The 16831-nt window shown below is 72.2% G+C and carries 17 protein-coding genes; 10 read left to right on the forward strand and 7 right to left on the reverse strand.

Going from position 1 to position 16831, the window contains the following annotated elements:
* The first annotated feature begins 52 nt into the window (after nucleotides 1-52).
* Complete coding sequence (locus AC3EUJ_RS10945) at nucleotides 53-718, forward strand: CGNR zinc finger domain-containing protein (protein WP_431960886.1); 666 nt, start codon at nucleotides 53-55, stop codon at nucleotides 716-718.
* On the opposite strand, the gene rarD is transcribed toward AC3EUJ_RS10945, so the two are convergent.
* Nucleotides 708-1652 carry an EamA family transporter RarD gene (rarD, locus tag AC3EUJ_RS10950; RefSeq protein ID WP_431960887.1) on the reverse strand — a complete coding sequence of 315 codons (945 nt, stop codon included), beginning with the start codon at nucleotides 1650-1652 and terminating at the stop codon, nucleotides 708-710. The genes AC3EUJ_RS10945 and rarD overlap by 11 nt on opposite strands.
* Nucleotides 1653-1849: 197 nt before the next feature.
* The gene (locus AC3EUJ_RS10955) at nucleotides 1850-2707 is read right to left on the reverse strand and encodes an SDR family oxidoreductase (RefSeq protein ID WP_431960888.1); all 858 of its coding nucleotides are present in this window, start codon (nucleotides 2705-2707) and stop codon (nucleotides 1850-1852) included.
* A 105-nt stretch (nucleotides 2708-2812) separates the two neighbouring features.
* Between AC3EUJ_RS10955 and AC3EUJ_RS10960 the strand changes: the two genes are divergently transcribed.
* Nucleotides 2813-3208 (forward strand): winged helix-turn-helix transcriptional regulator, encoded by a 396-nt coding sequence (locus AC3EUJ_RS10960; protein ID WP_431960889.1) that lies wholly within the window; start codon nucleotides 2813-2815, stop codon nucleotides 3206-3208.
* A 49-nt stretch (nucleotides 3209-3257) separates the two neighbouring features.
* Here AC3EUJ_RS10960 and AC3EUJ_RS10965 read toward each other — a convergent pair whose 3' ends face one another.
* The 5 genes from AC3EUJ_RS10965 to AC3EUJ_RS10985 form a co-directional block, all read right to left on the reverse strand.
* The gene (locus AC3EUJ_RS10965) at nucleotides 3258-4343 is read right to left on the reverse strand and encodes a 2-oxoacid:ferredoxin oxidoreductase subunit beta (RefSeq protein WP_431960890.1); all 1086 of its coding nucleotides are present in this window, start codon (nucleotides 4341-4343) and stop codon (nucleotides 3258-3260) included.
* Nucleotides 4336-6261, reverse strand: coding sequence for a 2-oxoacid:acceptor oxidoreductase subunit alpha (locus tag AC3EUJ_RS10970; protein ID WP_431960891.1), 1926 nt, complete (start codon nucleotides 6259-6261; stop codon nucleotides 4336-4338). Before AC3EUJ_RS10970 ends, AC3EUJ_RS10965 begins: the two co-directional genes overlap by 8 nt.
* Nucleotides 6262-6518: 257 nt before the next feature.
* Nucleotides 6519-7178: a LuxR C-terminal-related transcriptional regulator gene (locus tag AC3EUJ_RS10975; RefSeq protein ID WP_431960977.1), complete on the reverse strand. Its 660-nt coding sequence runs from the start codon at nucleotides 7176-7178 to the stop codon at nucleotides 6519-6521.
* A 269-nt stretch (nucleotides 7179-7447) separates the two neighbouring features.
* Entirely contained in the window at nucleotides 7448-8761 is a 1314-nt protein-coding gene (locus AC3EUJ_RS10980; protein ID WP_431960892.1) for a sensor histidine kinase, read from the reverse strand.
* A gap of 217 nt (nucleotides 8762-8978) precedes the next feature.
* Entirely contained in the window at nucleotides 8979-10142 is a 1164-nt protein-coding gene (locus AC3EUJ_RS10985; RefSeq protein ID WP_431960893.1) for a sensor histidine kinase, read from the reverse strand.
* A gap of 202 nt (nucleotides 10143-10344) precedes the next feature.
* Here AC3EUJ_RS10985 and AC3EUJ_RS10990 point away from each other — a divergent pair, with 202 nt between their 5' ends.
* Genes AC3EUJ_RS10990 through AC3EUJ_RS11025 form a run of 8 tightly spaced genes read left to right on the forward strand, consistent with a single transcriptional unit; the run spans nucleotide 10345 to nucleotide 16829 of the window.
* Nucleotides 10345-10713 carry an NADH-quinone oxidoreductase subunit A gene (locus AC3EUJ_RS10990; RefSeq protein ID WP_326572910.1) on the forward strand — a complete coding sequence of 123 codons (369 nt, stop codon included), beginning with the start codon at nucleotides 10345-10347 and terminating at the stop codon, nucleotides 10711-10713.
* Nucleotides 10704-11321 (forward strand): NADH-quinone oxidoreductase subunit B, encoded by a 618-nt coding sequence (locus AC3EUJ_RS10995; RefSeq protein WP_431960894.1) that lies wholly within the window; start codon nucleotides 10704-10706, stop codon nucleotides 11319-11321. Before AC3EUJ_RS10990 ends, AC3EUJ_RS10995 begins: the two co-directional genes overlap by 10 nt.
* Nucleotides 11318-12328, forward strand: coding sequence for an NADH-quinone oxidoreductase subunit C (locus AC3EUJ_RS11000; protein WP_431960895.1), 1011 nt, complete (start codon nucleotides 11318-11320; stop codon nucleotides 12326-12328). The genes AC3EUJ_RS10995 and AC3EUJ_RS11000 overlap by 4 nt, the downstream gene beginning before the upstream one ends.
* Entirely contained in the window at nucleotides 12325-13287 is a 963-nt protein-coding gene (gene nuoH / locus AC3EUJ_RS11005) for an NADH-quinone oxidoreductase subunit NuoH (RefSeq protein WP_431960896.1), read from the forward strand. Before AC3EUJ_RS11000 ends, nuoH begins: the two co-directional genes overlap by 4 nt.
* On the forward strand, nucleotides 13287-13898 hold the full coding sequence (locus AC3EUJ_RS11010) for a NuoI/complex I 23 kDa subunit family protein (protein WP_431960897.1): 612 nt from the start codon (nucleotides 13287-13289) through the stop codon (nucleotides 13896-13898). The genes nuoH and AC3EUJ_RS11010 overlap by 1 nt, the downstream gene beginning before the upstream one ends.
* The gene (locus tag AC3EUJ_RS11015) at nucleotides 13895-14452 is read left to right on the forward strand and encodes an NADH-quinone oxidoreductase subunit J family protein (protein WP_431960898.1); all 558 of its coding nucleotides are present in this window, start codon (nucleotides 13895-13897) and stop codon (nucleotides 14450-14452) included. Before AC3EUJ_RS11010 ends, AC3EUJ_RS11015 begins: the two co-directional genes overlap by 4 nt.
* Nucleotides 14452-14829 carry an NADH-quinone oxidoreductase subunit NuoK gene (gene nuoK / locus AC3EUJ_RS11020; protein ID WP_431960899.1) on the forward strand — a complete coding sequence of 126 codons (378 nt, stop codon included), beginning with the start codon at nucleotides 14452-14454 and terminating at the stop codon, nucleotides 14827-14829. Before AC3EUJ_RS11015 ends, nuoK begins: the two co-directional genes overlap by 1 nt.
* Nucleotides 14826-16829 (forward strand): NADH-quinone oxidoreductase subunit 5 family protein, encoded by a 2004-nt coding sequence (locus tag AC3EUJ_RS11025; protein ID WP_431960901.1) that lies wholly within the window; start codon nucleotides 14826-14828, stop codon nucleotides 16827-16829. Before nuoK ends, AC3EUJ_RS11025 begins: the two co-directional genes overlap by 4 nt.
* The last annotated feature ends 2 nt before the right edge of the window (nucleotides 16830-16831 follow it).

Consider the following 16831-nt stretch of genomic DNA (forward strand, 5'->3'; position numbering starts at 1 on the left):
TCGCGTCTCCTGCCGGCGTCCCGGCCGGTCTGTAACCAGTTATATTGGTTACATGAAGGAGCCCGCAATCGGTCTGGTCCTCCCTTCACCCGAAGGAGTCGCCTACCGTTTCGATCCGGGCGCGCTCGGCCTCGAGCTGCTGCCCACCGGCGGTCCCGGCGCCTACGCCGGCTACGAGGTCCTCCACGAGCCCGCCGACCTGGTCCGCTGGGCGGCGGCGTGCCGGCTGCGCCCCGACCCCGACGGCCTCGCGGTCTCCCCGGAGGACGTCGCCACGGCCCGGTACCTGCGCGACGCGCTCTGGCGCGTCGCCGTCGCCCGCGTCCACGGGCAACCGCTCCCCGCCGCGGACCTCGTCGTCCTCAACGAGGCGGCCGCCTGGCGTCCTCCCGCGCTGCGCCTGGCCGCCGACGGGAGCCGCGCCTGGCGCACCCCGGTCACCGGCACGCAGGTCCTGGCGGCCGTCGCGCGGGACGCGGTGGAGCTCTTCTCCGGCCCGTACGCCGACCGCGTCCGTGAGTGCTCCGCCCACGACTGCCGGCTGGTCTTCGTGGACACCTCACGCCCCGGCCGGCGCCGCTGGTGCTCCATGGAGCACTGCGGCAACCGCCACAAGGTCCGCGCCCACCGCTCCCGCAGTCAGGCGCACGAGGCACATGAGGCGTCGAGGGACCCGAAGGCCGGCGTCCGTGCGCCGACGCCGCGGCTCAGCCGGTGACGGCCCCGCGCGGCGCCGCCTCGTCGGGCAGCACGGCGGCGGCGCGCACCGCGATCCGGCCACGCCGGGCGGCACGCAGCGCGTCCCAGGTCAGCAGAGCCAGGGCGAGCCAGACGAGGGCGAAGCCGGCCCAGCGTTCAGCTGGCATCTCCTCGTGGAACCACAGCAGTCCGAGCCCGAACTGGAAGACCGGCGCGAGGTACTGCAGCAGCCCCAGCATGCTCAGCGGGATGCGGATGGCCGACGCTCCGAAGCAGATCAGCGGTACCGCCGTGACGACGCCGCACGCGGCGAGCAGAAAGGCGTGACCGGCCCCGTGCGAGGCGAAGGTGGCGTCGCCGCGGGTGCCGAGGAAGACCAGGTAGCCGAGCGCCGGCAGGAACTGCAGGGCCGTCTCGGCCGCCAGCGACTCCAGGCCGCCCATGCCGACCTTCTTCTTGATGAAGCCGTAGGTCGCGAAGGAGCAGGCCAGGGTCAGCGCGATCCAGGGCAGCCGCCCGTACCCCAGGGTCAGCACCAGGACGGCGGCGGCGCCGACACCGACCGCGGCCCACTGCGCGGGCCGCAGCCGCTCGTGCAGGACGAGGACGCCGAGGGCGATGGTGACGAGCGGGTTGATGAAGTAGCCCAGCGAGGTCTCGACCACGTGGCCGCTGTTGACGCCCCAGATGTACAGGCCCCAGTTGACGGATATGACGGCCGCGGCCACAGCCAGCAGCCCGAGCCGCCGCGGCTGCCGCAGGAGTTCGGGGACCCAGGCCCAGCGGCGCATCACCAGCAGCACGAGGGAGACGACGGCGAGCGACCAGACCATGCGGTGGGCGAGGATCTCGCCCGCGCCGGAAGGTTCGAGGAGCGGCCAGTACAGGGGGAAGAGCCCCCAGAGCCCGTAGGCGGCGAATCCGTACAGCAGACCGGCACGCTGCTCGTTCACTCGTTCCTCCCGGGGCGCTGGCCGACTGCTCGAAGGTAGCGTGCGTGGCCATCTCCCGTCATCTGCGTATCGCATGACGGTCATGACACCTTCGCCGCAGGCCGGGAGCGCGTCCGCGCGGGACGGGCAGGGGGCGGGGCCCCCGCGTCCGGAGGGGATCCGCCGCGGGGCCCCGCCGTTCGGGCGGGCGGGTGGGGTCAGCCCTTGAGCGCCGCCGCGACCGTGTCCGCGAGCGCGGTGGTGGGACGTCCGATCAGCCGGGCGAGGTCGCCGCTGCCACCCTGGAGGAGCCCGCGGGAGATGCCGGCGACGTCCACGTCGACGTGCATCTCGGCCACCGGCTCGGGCAGCCCTGCGCCGGTCAGGACCGCCAGGAAGGCGTCGGCGGGCAGGTCGGTGTAGGTGACCTGCCGGCCGGACTGGCGGGCCAGCTCGGCGGCGTACTCGGCCATCGTCCAGGCCTCGTCCCCGCTGAGTTCGTACACCGCGTTCTCGTGCCCCTCTCCGGTCAGCACGGCCGCGGCGGCGTCCGCGTAGTCCTCGCGGCTCGCGGAGCCGATGCGGCCCTCGCCCGCGCTGCCGGTGACGCCGTGCTCCAGCTGGACGGGGATCTGTGCGGTGTAGTTCTCGGTGTACCAGCCGTTGCGCAGCAGTGTGTAGGTCAGCCCGGAGTCCAGCAGGGCCCGCTCGGTTTCCTGGTGCTCCCCGGCGAGCCGGAAGTCGGCGTCCGGTCCGCCGAGGACGCTGGTGTACGCGAGCCGTGCCACCCCCGCCTCCTTGGCGGCCTCGATCACGGCGGTGTGCTGCGCGACGCGCCGGCCGACCTCGCTGCCCGAGATCAGCAGCACCACGTCGCCCGCCCGGAAGGCGCCCTTGAGGGTCGCGGGCGCGTCGTAGTCGGCCACCCGGAGCTCCACGCCCCGGGAGGCGAGGTCCGCGGCCTTGTCCGCGTCGCGTACGACGGCTGCCACACGCTCGGCCGGGCCGTCGGCCAGCAGTCGGTCCACGACCAGACGGCCCAGCTGACCGGTGGCTCCGGTGACGACGATGCTCATGAGGGGTTCACTCCAGTCGCTGTTGTCCCCGTTCGTGATGACTGGACTAACCCTACGAGCGGTACTAACTTCCAGAAAGTACCCACTTCAAAGTAAGCTGGTGGCATGGACGTAAGGGACGAGCTGACCGATGTGCTGCAGGCGCCCCCCGACGTGAACGCGCGCAACTGCCCCTCGCGCGTGATCCTCGAACACGTCACCAGCCGCTGGGGCGTGCTGGTGCTCGCCGCCCTGATCGACGGGACGCTGCGCTTCAGCGAGCTGCGCCGCACGATCGGCGGGGTCAGCGAGAAGATGCTCGCCCAGACCCTGCAGACCCTCGAGCGCGACGGTTTCGTGCACCGCCGGGCGCACCCCGTCATCCCGCCGCGCGTGGAGTACTCCCTCACCCCGCTCGGCAAGGAGGCCGCGGATCAGGTCTGGGCCCTGGCCCGCTGGACCGAGGACCGCACGGAGCAGGTGATGGTGGCCCGCCGGGCGTACGACGGGGCCCGGGCCTGACGATCAGGCCCGGGCCCCGTCGTACGTCCGGCGTGATGGGCGTGGTGGGTCAGCCCACGACCGTCCACGTGTCGTTGCCGGCCAGCAGGGCGGCGATGTCGCCCTTGCCGTGCTGCTCGACGGCCTGCTCCAGCTGCTCGGACATCAGCGCGTCGTAGACCGGCCGTTCGACGCTGCGGAACACGCCGATCGGCGTGCGGTGCAGCGTGTCGGGGTCGGCGAGCCTGGACAGGGCGAAGGCCGTGGTGGGCGAGGCGGCGTGCACGTCGTGCACCAGGATCTCGTCCTCGTTGGACGCGTCGACGTCGACGACCCTCAGGTCGCCGGTGGCCCGGTCGCGCACGACGCCCTTGGTGTTGTCGGCGCCGAAGAGGATCCGCTCCCCGTGCTCCAGCCGGATCACCGCGTTCTCGGCGGAGGTCCGGTCCTTCAGCACCTCGAAGGCGCCGTCGTTGAAGATGTTGCAGTTCTGGTAGATCTCGACGAAGGCGGTGCCCGGGTGCGCGGCGGCCGCCCGCAGCACGCTCGTGAGGTGCTTGCGGTCGGAGTCGACGGTGCGCGCCACGAAGGAGGCCTCCGCGCCGAGCGCCAGCGAGACCGGGTTGAAGGGCGCGTCCAGCGAGCCCATCGGCGTCGACTTGGTGATCTTGCCGAGCTCGGAGGTGGGGCTGTACTGCCCCTTGGTCAGACCGTAGATCCGGTTGTTGAAGAGCAGGATCTTGAGGTTCACGTTGCGACGCAACGAGTGGATCAGGTGGTTGCCGCCGATGGACAGCGCGTCGCCGTCACCCGTGACGACCCACACCGACAGGTCGCGCCGCGAGGCGGCGAGGCCGGTCGCGATGGCCGGGGCGCGGCCGTGGATGGAGTGCATCCCGTAGGTGTTCATGTAGTACGGGAAGCGGGAGGAGCAGCCGATCCCCGAGACGAAGACGATGTTCTCCCGGGCCAGGCCCAGTTCGGGCATGAAGCCCTGCACCGCGGCGAGGATCGCGTAATCACCGCAGCCGGGGCACCAGCGCACTTCCTGGTCCGACTTGAAGTCCTTCATGGACTGCCTGGCTTCGGCCTTGGGGACCAGGGACAGCGCCGGCAGCCCCGGCGTGCGGTGTTCGACGGCAGGAGCCTCAGACATCTGCGCTCTCCTCCTGGATGGCGGCAGCGAGTTGCTCGGCCTTGAAGGGCAGGCCGGTGACCTGGGTGTGCGAGCGGGCGTCGACCAGGTACTTCGCCCGCAGCAGGTGGGCGAGCTGGCCGAGGTTCATCTCCGGGACCACTACCTTCTGGTAACGCCCCAGGACCTCCCCGAGATTCCCGGGGAAGGGGTTCAGATGGCGCAGATGCGCCTGTGCGACCGCGCCCCCTGCGCCCCTGATGCGCCGTACGGCCGCCGTGATCGGCCCGTATGTCGAGCCCCAGCCGATCACCAGCGTCCGCGCCCGGCCGTCCGGGTCGTCGACGACGACGTCGGGCACCTCGATGCCGTCGATCTTGGCCTGCCGGGTGCGCACCATCAGGTCGTGGTTGGCCGGGTCGTACGAGATGTGCCCGGTGCCGTCCTGCTTCTCGATGCCGCCGATCCGGTGTTCCAGACCGGGGGTGCCCGGCACCGCCCAGGGGCGTGCCAGGGTCCCCGGGTCGCGCAGGTAGGGCCAGAACTCCTCGGTGCCGTCCTCCGCCACGTGGTTGGGCGTCGTCGCGAACTGCACCCGCAGGTCGGGCAGCTCGTCCAGCTCGGGGACCCGCCACGGCTCGGAGCCGTTGGCCAGGTAGCCGTCGGAGAGCAGGAGGACCGGGGTGCGGTAGGTCAGCGCGATGCGGGCCGCCTCCAGCGCCGCGTCGAAGCAGTCGCCCGGGGTGCGCGGCGCCACGATCGGGACCGGCGCCTCGCCGTTGCGCCCGTACATCGCCTGCAGCAGGTCGGCCTGCTCGGTCTTGGTCGGCAGGCCCGTCGAGGGCCCGCCGCGCTGGATGTCGACGACCAGCAGCGGCAGCTCCAGCGACACCGCGAGGCCGATGGTCTCCGACTTCAGCGCGACACCCGGGCCGGAGGTGGTGGTGACGGCCAGCGAGCCGCCGAAGGCCGCGCCGAGCGCGGCGCCGATGCCGGCGATCTCGTCCTCGGCCTGGAAGGTGCGCACGCCGAAGTTCTTGTGCCGGCTCAGCTCGTGCAGGATGTCCGAGGCCGGGGTGATCGGGTACGAGCCCAGGAAGAGCGGCAGGTCGGCCTGTCGGCTCGCGGTGACCAGGCCGTACGACAGCGCCAGGTTCCCCGAGATGTTGCGGTAGGTGCCGGTCGGGAAGGCCGCTTCGGCCGGGGCCACTTCGTAGCTGACCGCGAAGTCCTCGGTCGTCTCGCCGAAGTTCCAGCCCGCGCGGAAGGCCGCGACGTTCGCCTCGGCCAGTTCGGGCTTCTTCGCGAACTTCTTGCGCAGGAAGTCCTCGGTGCCCTCGGTGGGCCGGTGGTACATCCACGACAGCAGCCCGAGCGCGAACATGTTCTTGCTGCGCTCGGCCTCCTTGCGGGTCAGCGGGAACTCCTTGAGCGCCTCCACCGTCAAGGTGGTCAGCGGCACCGGGTGCACCGCGTAGGCCGACAGCGAGCCGTCCTCCAGTGGCGAGGCCGTGTAGCCGACCTTGCCCATCGCACGCGAGGTGAACTCGTCCGTGTTGAGGATGACCTCCGCGCCGCGCGGCAGGTCGCCGATGTTCGCCTTCAGTGCCGCCGGGTTCATCGCGACCAGGACGTTCGGGGCGTCGCCCGGGGTGAGGATGTCGTGGTCGGCGAAGTGCAGCTGGAAGCTCGAGACGCCCGGCAGGGTGCCTGCGGGGGCCCGGATCTCGGCCGGGAAGTTCGGCAGGGTGGACAGATCGTTGCCGAACGACGCCGTTTCCGAGGTGAACCGGTCTCCCGTGAGCTGCATGCCGTCGCCGGAGTCCCCGGCGAAACGGATCACCACCCGATCGAGCTTCTTGGTCTCCTTGGCCGGTTTCCGCTGCTCTCCCAGAACGGGGCGATCGGGGGTTGTCGGGCTGCTGACCTGGCTGGTCACTGAATCGGACCTCCTTCGAGGCGGCGGCTCACGACCGGGGCCGTGACCTTGTGTCCCACGCGCCATCGTACGTGGGTAAGGGTCGCCTTCCCGGGTCTTCCCGCATCGTGAACGCCGCGCTGAGCTCCCTTTGTGCCCTGATGGGTCACGGTCACCGCCCCCGGAGCCGGTGCTGCCTGCTTCCTCCATAGGGGACGCCTTCCGGCGCCGCTTCAGTTCTGGGCTTCCGCGGGTTGCTCTGACGATACGTCAGAGGATCAGGTATTGAGGTACGTGAGCACGGCCAGGACACGCCGATGGTCTCCCTCGCTGGGAGCCAGCCCCAGTTTGAGGAAGATGTTGCTGACGTGCTTCTCAACGGCCCCGTCGCTCACCACCAGCTGCTTGGCGATCGCGGAGTTCGTCCGGCCCTCGGCCATCAGCCCCAGCACCTCGCGCTCCCGCGGGGTGAGACCGGCCAGTACGTCCTGCTTGCGGCTGCGCCCCAGCAGCTGCGCCACCACCTCCGGGTCCAGGGCGGTACCGCCGCCGGCCACCCGTACGACCGCGTCGACGAACTCCCGCACGTCGGCCACCCGGTCCTTGAGCAGATACCCGACCCCCCGGGAACTGCCGGCCAGCAGCTCGGTGGCGTACCGCTCCTCCACGTACTGCGACAGCACGAGCACTCCCAGCCGCGGGTGGTCGCGGCGCAGCCGCACCGCGGCGCGCACGCCCTCGTCGGTGTGGGTCGGCGGCATCCGCACGTCGGCCACGACCACGTCGGGCACCGCGTCCTCGGCGGCGAGCTCGCCGATCACCTTCAGCAGGGCCTCGGCGTCCCCGACCCCGGCGACGACCTCGTGCCCGCGGTCGGTCAGCAGGCGGGTCAGTCCCTCCCTCAGCAGCACCGAGTCCTCGGCGATGACCACCCGCACTCTGTCCTCCACCGCTACCGGCCCCCCGTGTCGACGTGATGTGCCCCTCCCCAGCATTCCAGCTTCCGGCGGCCGGCACACGGCCTTGCCACCGGGGCGGGGTGCGGGGAGGGACGGAGGGGGGCGCGATCAGCGTCCTCTCGGTTCTGCCGGTCTTCCCGGTCCTACGGCTATTGCGGCCTTGCGGTTATTGCGGTCCTGCGGTCCTGCGGTCGTTCCGGTCGGTCCAGCGGTCTTCCGGTCCCGGCGCCTGCGCGGCCACCGTGACGTCAGGTTCGCCAGGGCAGCTCGGCCGCGACGGTGGTCGGGCCGCCGGCGGGGGAGTCCACCGCGAGGACGCCGTCCACCGCCCCGAGCCGCTCGGCGAGCCCGGCCAGGCCCGAGCCGCGAGCCGTGGAGGCGCCGCCGCGTCCGTTGTCGGCGACGTGGATCATCAGCCGGTCCCCCGAGCGCCACAGGTCCACCGCGGCGCGCGAGGCCCCGCTGTGCTTGCTGATGTTCTGCAGCAGCTCGGAGACGGTGAAGTACGCGATGCCCTCGATCGCCGGTACCGGCCGCCCCGGCAGGTCCACGCTCACCTGCACCGGCACGGTGCAGCGAGCCGCGAGGGCGGACAGGGCGGCGTCGAGGCCGCGGTCGGTGAGGACGGCCGGGTGGATGCCGCGGGCCAGGTCGCGCAGCTCCTGGAGGGCCAGTTTCACCTCGCCGTGCGCCTCCTCGACCATGGTGGCGGCCGCCTTCGGGTCCTCCTGCAGCTTCTCCTTGGCCAGGCCCAGGTCCATGGCGAGCGCCACGAGCCGTGCCTGGGCGCCGTCGTGCAGATCGCGTTCGATACGGCGCAGGTCGGCGGCGGCGGTGTCCACCACCGTGCCCCGGTCCGACTCCAGCTCCGAGACCCGGCTGGCCAGCCGGGACGGCCCCAGCAGCCCCGCGACCAGGCCCCTGTCCACGTACGCCATGCCCCGGATCAGCCAGGGGGTGACCAGGACCAGCAGCAGGCCCAGCGCGGAGGTCATGGCCAGCTCGAACGGCGAGTCCAGCCACCAGCCGTTGCCGTTCCCGTCCCCGTACAGCTGGAGCCCCGGCTGGTCGGTGTAGGCCGGGAACACCCACTGCCACAGCGGGTACGTGAGGAGCCCCCAGCCGTAGGTGAAGAAGGAGACGGCCACGGAGAAGGTGAACACGCCCCACGGGAAGTGCACGAAGAAGTACAGGACGTGCCGCCAGGAGGCGCCGCTGGTCAGCTGGCCGCCGAGCCACGACATGAGGCCCTGACCGGGCCGTCGGCGCAGCGGCTCTGGCGCGGCCACGTCGATGCGCAGGCACTGACGGGCCCGCTCGCGCTCCACGACGCCGAGCCCCCGGCAACCGGCCAGCATCGCGGCGAGGACGGGCAGCCCGAGAAAGGTGACCAGCAGGCCCGCGCCGAGCGACAGCATCGTCACCGTGAAGACGAAGCCGATGACGCCCATCGGCAGGTTCAGCAGCAGATACAGGAGCTCGCGCCAGGTGCGGGCCTCGATCGGCGCGCGCAGCGCCGCGGGCAACCGGTGCTCGCGCGGCTCCGGGAAACCGTATGCCATGGTCACGTCCGTCCTCTTCGTCGTCCCTCTGCCGCCTGTGTTGTCTTCAGCCTCCTCCTGCGGGGCCCTCGCGCCCATGGTGCGGATCGGCGTCTCGGACCTGGGGAAAACCCCACCCCGCTGTGCGGCGGCCCGGACCGGGGCGCTGACTCGCCGCCTGGCGCCACGAGAGAAGGCCGGTCCCCTCCGCGAGGGCACCGGCCTACTTGTGCGCGGCTCAGGCGCGGTCCCGCCAGGGCAGCTCGGCCGTCACCGTCGTCGGGCCGCCCGCGGGGGAGTCGATCACCAGCAGGCCGTCCACCGAGCCCAGCCGCTCGGCGAGCCCGCCCAGCCCGCTGCCCCCCGAGGCGGTCGCCCCGCCCCGCCCGTCGTCGCGGACCTGGATCATCAGCCGGCCGTCCGAGCGCCACAGCTCGACGACGGCCAGGCGCGCCCCGCTGTGCTTGCTGATGTTCTGCAGCAGCTCGGAGACGGTGAAGTAGGCGATGCCCTCGATCGCCGCCGCGGGCCGGCTCGCCAGGTCCACCTGCACCTGCACCGGCACCGTGCACCGGGCGGACACCGAGGACAGCGCCGCGTCGAGGCCGCGGTCGGTGAGGACGGCCGGGTGGATGCCGCGGGCCAGGTCGCGCAGCTCCTGGAGGGCCAGCTTCACCTCGCCGTGGGCGTCGTCGACCATCCTCGCCGCCGCCTTCGGGTCCTCCTGCAGCTTCTCCTTGGCCAGGCCCAGGTCCATGGCGAGCGCCACGAGCCGTGCCTGGGCGCCGTCGTGCAGATCGCGTTCGATACGGCGCAGGTCGGCGGCGGCGGTGTCCACCACCGTGCCCCGGTCCGACTCCAGCTCGGCGATCCGCCGCTCCAGCTCGTCGGAGGGCGACAGCAGGCCGCGGACCATCGCGCGGTCCGCGTTGGCCAGCCCCCGGGCGATGAACGGCAGCACGGGCCACGCCACGAAGAGCGAGGTCAGGGCGATGGTGAAGGTCGCGATCCCCCATGGCAGCCGGATGAAGAAGTACAGCGCGTGCCGCCACCCCACCGGGTCCTTCAGCGAGGTCCACAGCCAGGGGAAGAAGCCCATCCGCCCCGGATGCAGCGATCGGGGCTCGTCCACGGCCACCCCGAGCATGCCGCGTGCCCGTATCCGCTCCAGCCGCCCCAGCAACCGGCACCCGGCCAGTCCCAGCGCCAGCAGCGGCAGGCCGACCACGGTCACGGACAGCCCGACGCCGAGGTAGAGCACGACGGCGACGAAGACGAAGCCCACGATGTCCACGGGCAGGTTCGCCAGCAGATACGCGATCTCCTTCCACGTCACGGCGTCGAAGGCGAAGCGCGCCGGCGGCAGCGGGGCGGCTTCACCGCGCTGGGATGTGATGGTCATGACGTCAAGCCTGCCGTGGACGGGGCGGCCACCGCCATGGGGTACGCCTGCGGGGACAAGGTGGGGTTATCCGTACCACCGGTCAGGACGGGTGGTTCCGCTCCGGGAGGCAGGGCCTAGACTCCGTTCGTACAGATCGTCTAAAGATCCACCGGGATCGCTGGACAACGCGCTTACGACGAGAAACGAGGGGCGGACGGACGTGGACTACTTCCACGGCTACTCGGTCGTCGGGCTGGTCGCGGTGCTCGGGGTGCTCTTCGTGACCGTGGCCTTCGGGGCCGGTCGCCTGCTGCGGCCCGTCGTGCCGACGCAGGAGAAGATGCTCACGTACGAGTGCGGCGTCGACCCCGTCGGCGAGGGCTGGGCGCACACCCAGATCCGCTACTACGTCTACTCCTTCCTCTACGTCGTCTTCGCGGTCGACGCGATCTTCCTCTTCCCCTGGGCGACCGTGTTCGCCGCCGAGGGGTACGGCGGCACGACGCTGGTCGAGATGTTCGTCTTCCTCGGCTTCCTCGCCGTCGGTCTGCTCTACGCCTGGAAGAAGGGCGTCCTGGAATGGACGTGACCGAAGTGACCGATGTGAGCACTCCCGAGTACCTTCCGGAGCCGCGCCGCCTCGGAACGCTGGCGCGCCTGGCGCCGGAGCCGATGAAGGTGGTCCTGAACTGGGGCCGCCGCTACAGCCTGTGGGTCTTCAACTTCGGGCTCGCCTGCTGCGCCATCGAGTTCATCGCCGCGTCCATGGCCCGGCACGACTTCATCCGGCTCGGCGTGATCCCCTTCGCGCCCGGCCCGCGCCAGGCCGACCTCATGGTCGTCTCGGGCACCGTCACGGACAAGATGGCCCCGGCCGTGAAGCGCCTGTACGAGCAGATGCCCGAGCCGAAGTACGTCATCTCCTTCGGCGCCTGCTCCAACTGCGGCGGCCCCTACTGGGACTCCTACTCCGTGACCAAGGGCGTCGACCAGATCATCCCCGTCGACGTCTACGTGCCCGGCTGCCCGCCGCGGCCCGAGGCGCTGCTGCAGGGCATCCTCAAGCTCCAGGAGAAGATCGCCCGCGAGTCGCTCGGCGAGCGCTACGGCGACGGGGGCACCCCGCGCGCGTCCACCGCCGCGCTGCGCAGCGGCCTCGTCCAGGCCCCGCCACCACCCGGGGAGGCCGCGAAGTGACCACGCCCTTCGACCGGCTCCCCGAGCCGGACGCCGTCGCCGAGGTCTTCGGCGCGCAGGCCACGGCGGAGGAGGCGTACGGCCTGCTGACCGTCGACGTCCCCGCCGCGTCCTGGACCGACGCCCTGCGGGCCGCCCGGGACACCCTCGGCTGCACCTTCTTCGACTGGCTCAGCGCCGTCGACGAGGGCGGCACCGGGTTCCGCGTCTGCGCCCACGTCGTCGCCCCCGCGGTCGGCTCGGTGCGGCGCCTGATGATCCGTACGACCGTCCCGCACGAGGCGCCGGCCCTGCCGACCGCCGTCGGTGTCTACGCGGGCGCCGCCTGGCACGAGCGCGAGACGCACGAGATGTTCGGGGTGGACTTCACCGGCCACCCGCACCTGGTGCCGCTGCTGCTGCCCGACGGCTTCGAGGGGCACCCGCTGCGCAAGGACTTCGTGCTGGCGGCGCGTGTCGCGAAGGCGTGGCCGGGGGCGAAGGAGCCGGGGGAGTCCGATCACGGCGGGCCCAAGCGCCGCCAAATGCTGCCGCCGGGCGTGCCCGACCCCAACGAGTGGGGCCCGCTGAAGGGGCAGTTGCCGCCCGCCCCGGCCCGGCCCGCCCGTACCCCGCGTGCGGCCGGTGCCGCCGGCCCCGCCGGTGCCGCGGAGCGCCCCGCGCGGCGCACGCGAAGCGTCACCGAGGGCTCCGCCAGTCAGGGCGCCGCCGCGGTCCCTGCCACCCCGCGCCGTACCCGAAGCGTCACCGAGGGCTCCGCCAGTCAGGGCGCCGCCGAGGCCCCGGCGACCCCGGCGCCGTCCGAGACTCCCCGCAGGCGCACCCCGGACGCCCCCTGGGACGTCCCCCGTGACACCGAACCCGCTGCCGGCCCGGCCGCCGCACCGGCAGCGCAGTCCGACGCGGAGAAACCCGCGCGGCGCCCCGGAACGAGTCCGGACGCGACCCCCGGCGGCCCGCCGGACACCCCCCGCAACGACGACGCAGAAGGAGGCAGCACACCGTGAGCGAAGCCCTCGACGTGATCCTCCGGCTGCTCGCCGTGCTCGTCGCCTTCCTCGTCCTGCCCCTGGCCGTCGGCCAGACCGAGCACAAGGTCATGGCCCACATGCAGGGCCGCCTCGGACCCATGTACGCCGGCGGTTTCCACGGCTGGGCCCAGCTCGTCGCCGACGGCGTGAAGTTCGCGCAGAAGGAGGACGTGGTCCCGGCCGACGCGGACCGGAAGATCTTCCAGCTCGCGCCCGCCGTCGCGCTGCTGCCCTACCTCCTGGTCCTCATCGCCATCCCGGTCGGCCCCGACGGGCTCGTCGGCCAGGACATCGACGCGGGCCTGTTCTTCGTGCTCGCCGTGATGGGCGTCGGGGTGCTCGGCTCCCTCATGGCCGGCTGGGCCTCCGCCAACAAGTTCTCCCTGCTCGGCGGTCTGCGCACCGCCGCGCAGCTGATGTCGTACGAGCTGCCGATGCTGCTCGCCGCCGCGTCCGTCGCGATGGCGGCCGGGACGCTCTCGCTGCCCGGCATCGTCGACGCGTACGCCTGGTGGTGGACGCCGTGGCAGCTGATCGGCGCCGTCGTCTTCTTCACCGCGGGCCTCGCCGAACTCCAGCGCCCGCCCTTCGACATGCCGGTGGCCGACTCGGAGATCATCTTCGGCGCCTACACCGAGTACACGGGCCTGCGCTTCGCCCTGTTCCTGCTCGCCGAGTACGCCGGCATCGTCGTGCTGTGCGGCCTGACCACCGTCCTGTTCCTCGGCGGCTGGCACGGCCCCTGGTCCGGCCATCTCGGCTGGCTGTGGACGCTGCTGAAGACCGCGGCCCTGGCCTTCGTCGTCATCTGGCTCCGGGTCACGTACCCCCGGCTGCGCGAGGACCAGTTGCAGCGGTTCGCCTGGACCGTCCTCATCCCGCTCGCCCTGGCCCAGATCGCGCTCACCGGCGTGGTGAAGGTGGTGATCTCCTGATGGGCATCCCCGGTTCCGGCCTGGCCAAGGGCCTCGCCGTCACCCTGCGCACGATGACCCGGCGCTCGCACACCGCGCAGTACCCCGAGGTGCAGCCCGAACTGCCGCCCCGCACCCGCGGCGTGATCGCGCTGTTCGAGGAGAACTGCACGGTCTGCATGCTCTGCGCTCGCGAGTGCCCCGACTGGTGCATCTACATCGACTCCCACAAGGAGACGGTGCCCGCCGTCACCCCCGGCGGCCGCGAGCGCAGCCGCAACGTGCTGGACCGCTTCGCCATCGACTTCTCGCTCTGCATGTACTGCGGCATCTGCATCGAGGTGTGCCCCTTCGACGCACTGTTCTGGTCGCCGGAGTTCGAGTACGCGGAGACCGACATCCTCGAACTCACCCACGAGCGCGACAAGCTGCGCGAGTGGATGTGGACGGTGCCGGCCCCGCCGCCGCTGGACCCGGCGGCCGAGGAGCCCAAGGAACTCGGTGCCGCCCGCAAGGCCGCGGAGAAGGCGGCCGCCGCGGCCCTCGCCGCCGGGGCCGCCGAGACCGCCGGGGCCGCCGAGACCGCCGGGGCCGCCGGGGCCGAGCGCGAGCAGCCGGGGGGCGACGCGTGAGCCTCGCCGCAGCCCACCCCGGTTTCCTGTCCCCGGCCGGGGTCGAGACCGCCTTCGTCCTCGTGGGCGTCGCGACCCTCGCCGCCGCCGTCGTCAGCGTCACCACCAAGCAGCTGGTGCACGCCGCGCTGTGGCTGGTCGTCGCGCTCGGGGGCGTCGCCGTCGAATACCTCCTCCTCACCGCCGAGTTCATCGCCTGGGTGCAGGTGCTGATCTACGTCGGGTCGGTCGTCGTGCTCGTCCTGTTCGGGCTGATGCTCACCAAGGCGCCGATCGGGCGTTCCCCGGACGCCGATTCGGGCAACCGGATCGCGGCGCTGGCCGTGGCCGTCGCCGCCGCGGGCACTCTGGTGTGGGTCGTGGTGGACGCCTTCCGGGCCACCTGGATCGACGTGGACGGCGCCGCGCAGGGCTCCACCAAGGTCACCGGCCAGATCCTCTTCCGGCACTGGGTGCTGCCGTTCGAGGCACTGTCCGTGCTCCTGCTCGCCGCGCTCGTCGGTGCGATCGTCCTGTCCCGCAAGCAGTCCCGTCAGCAGCCGGGAGAGCGCTGATGCATCTCGTCTATCCCGCCGTCCTCGCCGCCCTCCTGTTCTCCGTCGGCCTGTACGGCGTCCTCGCCCGGCGCAACGCGATCCTCGTCCTGATGTCGGTCGAGCTGATGCTGAACGCGGTCAACCTCAATCTGGTCGCCTTCGACGTCTGGCTCCACGACACCCTCCACGCCGGGCAGGCGCTGACGCTGTTCGTCATCGTCATCGCCGCCGCCGAGATCGGCATCGGCCTCGCCATCGTCCTGCTGGTGTACCGCAACCGGGGCAGCTCGGACGTCGACCGCCTCACCGACCTCGCCGAGCGCGCACCGCACGACCCGCAGGGCGAAGGGGCCGGGCCCTCCGCACCCGAAGAGAAGGCCGAGGCCGCAGCGTGACCCTGACGACCCTCGCCGTCCTCGTCCCCCTCCTCCCCTTCCTCGGCGCCGTCGGCGGTCTGCTGCTCGGCCGCACCGCCCCCGGCTTCGTCCGGCCGCTGGCCGTACTGCCCACCGTGACCGCCTTCGTGCTGGCCGTGGTCGTCGCCGTACGGCAGGGCACCGGGCCGGCCACCGACGCCGCGACGCGGCTCACGCCGACCGGCTCGGTACCCGTCGACCTCGCCCTGCACCTCGACGGCTTCGCGGTGCTGATCGCCGTCCTCGTCGGCCTGGTCGCCACCTGTGTGCAGCTGTACTCCACGGCCTACCTGCGCCACGACCCGCGCTACGCCTCCTACTCCGCCCTGGTCTCCCTCTTCACCGCCGCCATGTTCCTGGTCGTCTACACCGGTGACCTGATGGTGCTGCTGGTCGGCTGGGAGATCATGGGCATCTGCTCGTACTTCCTGGTCGGCCACTACTGGGAGACCGAGGTCGCCCGGGCCGCCTCGCTCAAGGCCTTCCTGGTCACCAAGCTCGGCGACGTCCCTTTCCTGATCGGCGTCTTCGCGCTCGCCGCCGACGCCGGGACGTTCCGGATCAACGGCATCCTCACCGCGGCCACCCACGGCGGGATCGGGCACCCCACCGTCGTCGGCCTGCTGCTGCTCGCCGGCGTCGCCGGCAAGTCGGCGCAGTTCCCGCTGCACACCTGGCTGCCCGACGCGATGGCCGGTCCCACCCCGGTGTCCGCGCTGATCCACGCCGCCACCATGGTCGCGGCCGGCATCTACCTCGTCGCCCGGTTGCTGCCGGTCTTCGAGGCATCCACCGTCACCCTCGCGGTGCTCGGCGTGCTGGCCGCCGTCACCATGATCGGCTCCGGTCTGGCCGCGCTCGCCCAGGACGACATCAAACGCGTGCTCGCCTACTCGACGATCGGCCAGCTCGGCTACATGGCCGCCGCCCTCGCCGTCGGCGACCGCGGCGCCGCCGTGTTCCACCTCATCTCGCACGGCGCCTTCAAGGCCCTCCTCTTCCTCGCCGCGGGCGTCGTCATCCACGCCGCCGGCACCAACTCGCTGGCCGCGATGTCCCGCATGGGCGACCTCGGCAAGCGCGTCCCCGACGCCATGTGGACCATGGGCATCGCGCTGGCCGCGCTGGCCGCCATCCCCCCCTTCTCCGGCTTCTTCTCCAAGGAGTCGGTGCTGCGAGCGGCCGAGCACGCCGCCTCCGGCCACGCCGAGGGCGTGCCGTCGGCCGTCGGCTGGCTCGTCCTGGTCGCCGCGCTGATCACCGCCGTGCTCACCGCGGGCTACGCCACACGCCTGTTCCTCCTCGCCTTCCGCGGCCAGGGCGCCACGGCCCCCGAGGCCCACGGCAGGGAACCGGCCGTCATGACCGTCGTGCTGTGGGTGCTGGCCGTCCCGACCCTCGCCTTCGGCGCCGTCGCCCTCGTGCCCTCCCTCCTCGACCTCCCTGCCTGGCTCGACGGCAACGAGCTCGCCCCGACCCTGGTCACCTCGATCCTCGGCGTCGGCCTCGCCGTCGTCGGCATCCTCGCGACCTACGGCGCCTGGCAGGCCGCCGCGGTTCGCCGCGGCACCCCGCTCGGCGCGATCGTCACCGCCGAGGCCGCGGAGGAGGAGCCGGCGCTCACCGAGGCCGCGGCGCTGCAGACCCACGAACAGGTCTACGGGGATGTCGCCGCTGCCCAGGACCCCGCCGACCCCGGACGCCTGCTGCTCGGCCCGCTCTTCGGGCCGGCCTCGCACGGCTTCCGCCTCGACGCCCTCTACGCGGCGCTCTTCGTCCGCCCCGTGCTCGCCGCCTCCGGCCTCGTCCGCTTCCTGGACCGCGAGGTCGTCGAGACCTACGTCCGTGGTGCGGGCGGACTGCCCCGGCTGCTCGGCGCGATCGTGCGCCGAACCCAGACGGGCAACGTGCAGACCTATATCAGCGTGCTGCTGGCCGGCTCCGTGATACTCGCCGTCCTCGTCGCCGTCGGAGCGTGAGC

This window comes from Actinacidiphila sp. bgisy160 (genome assembly GCF_057707815.1).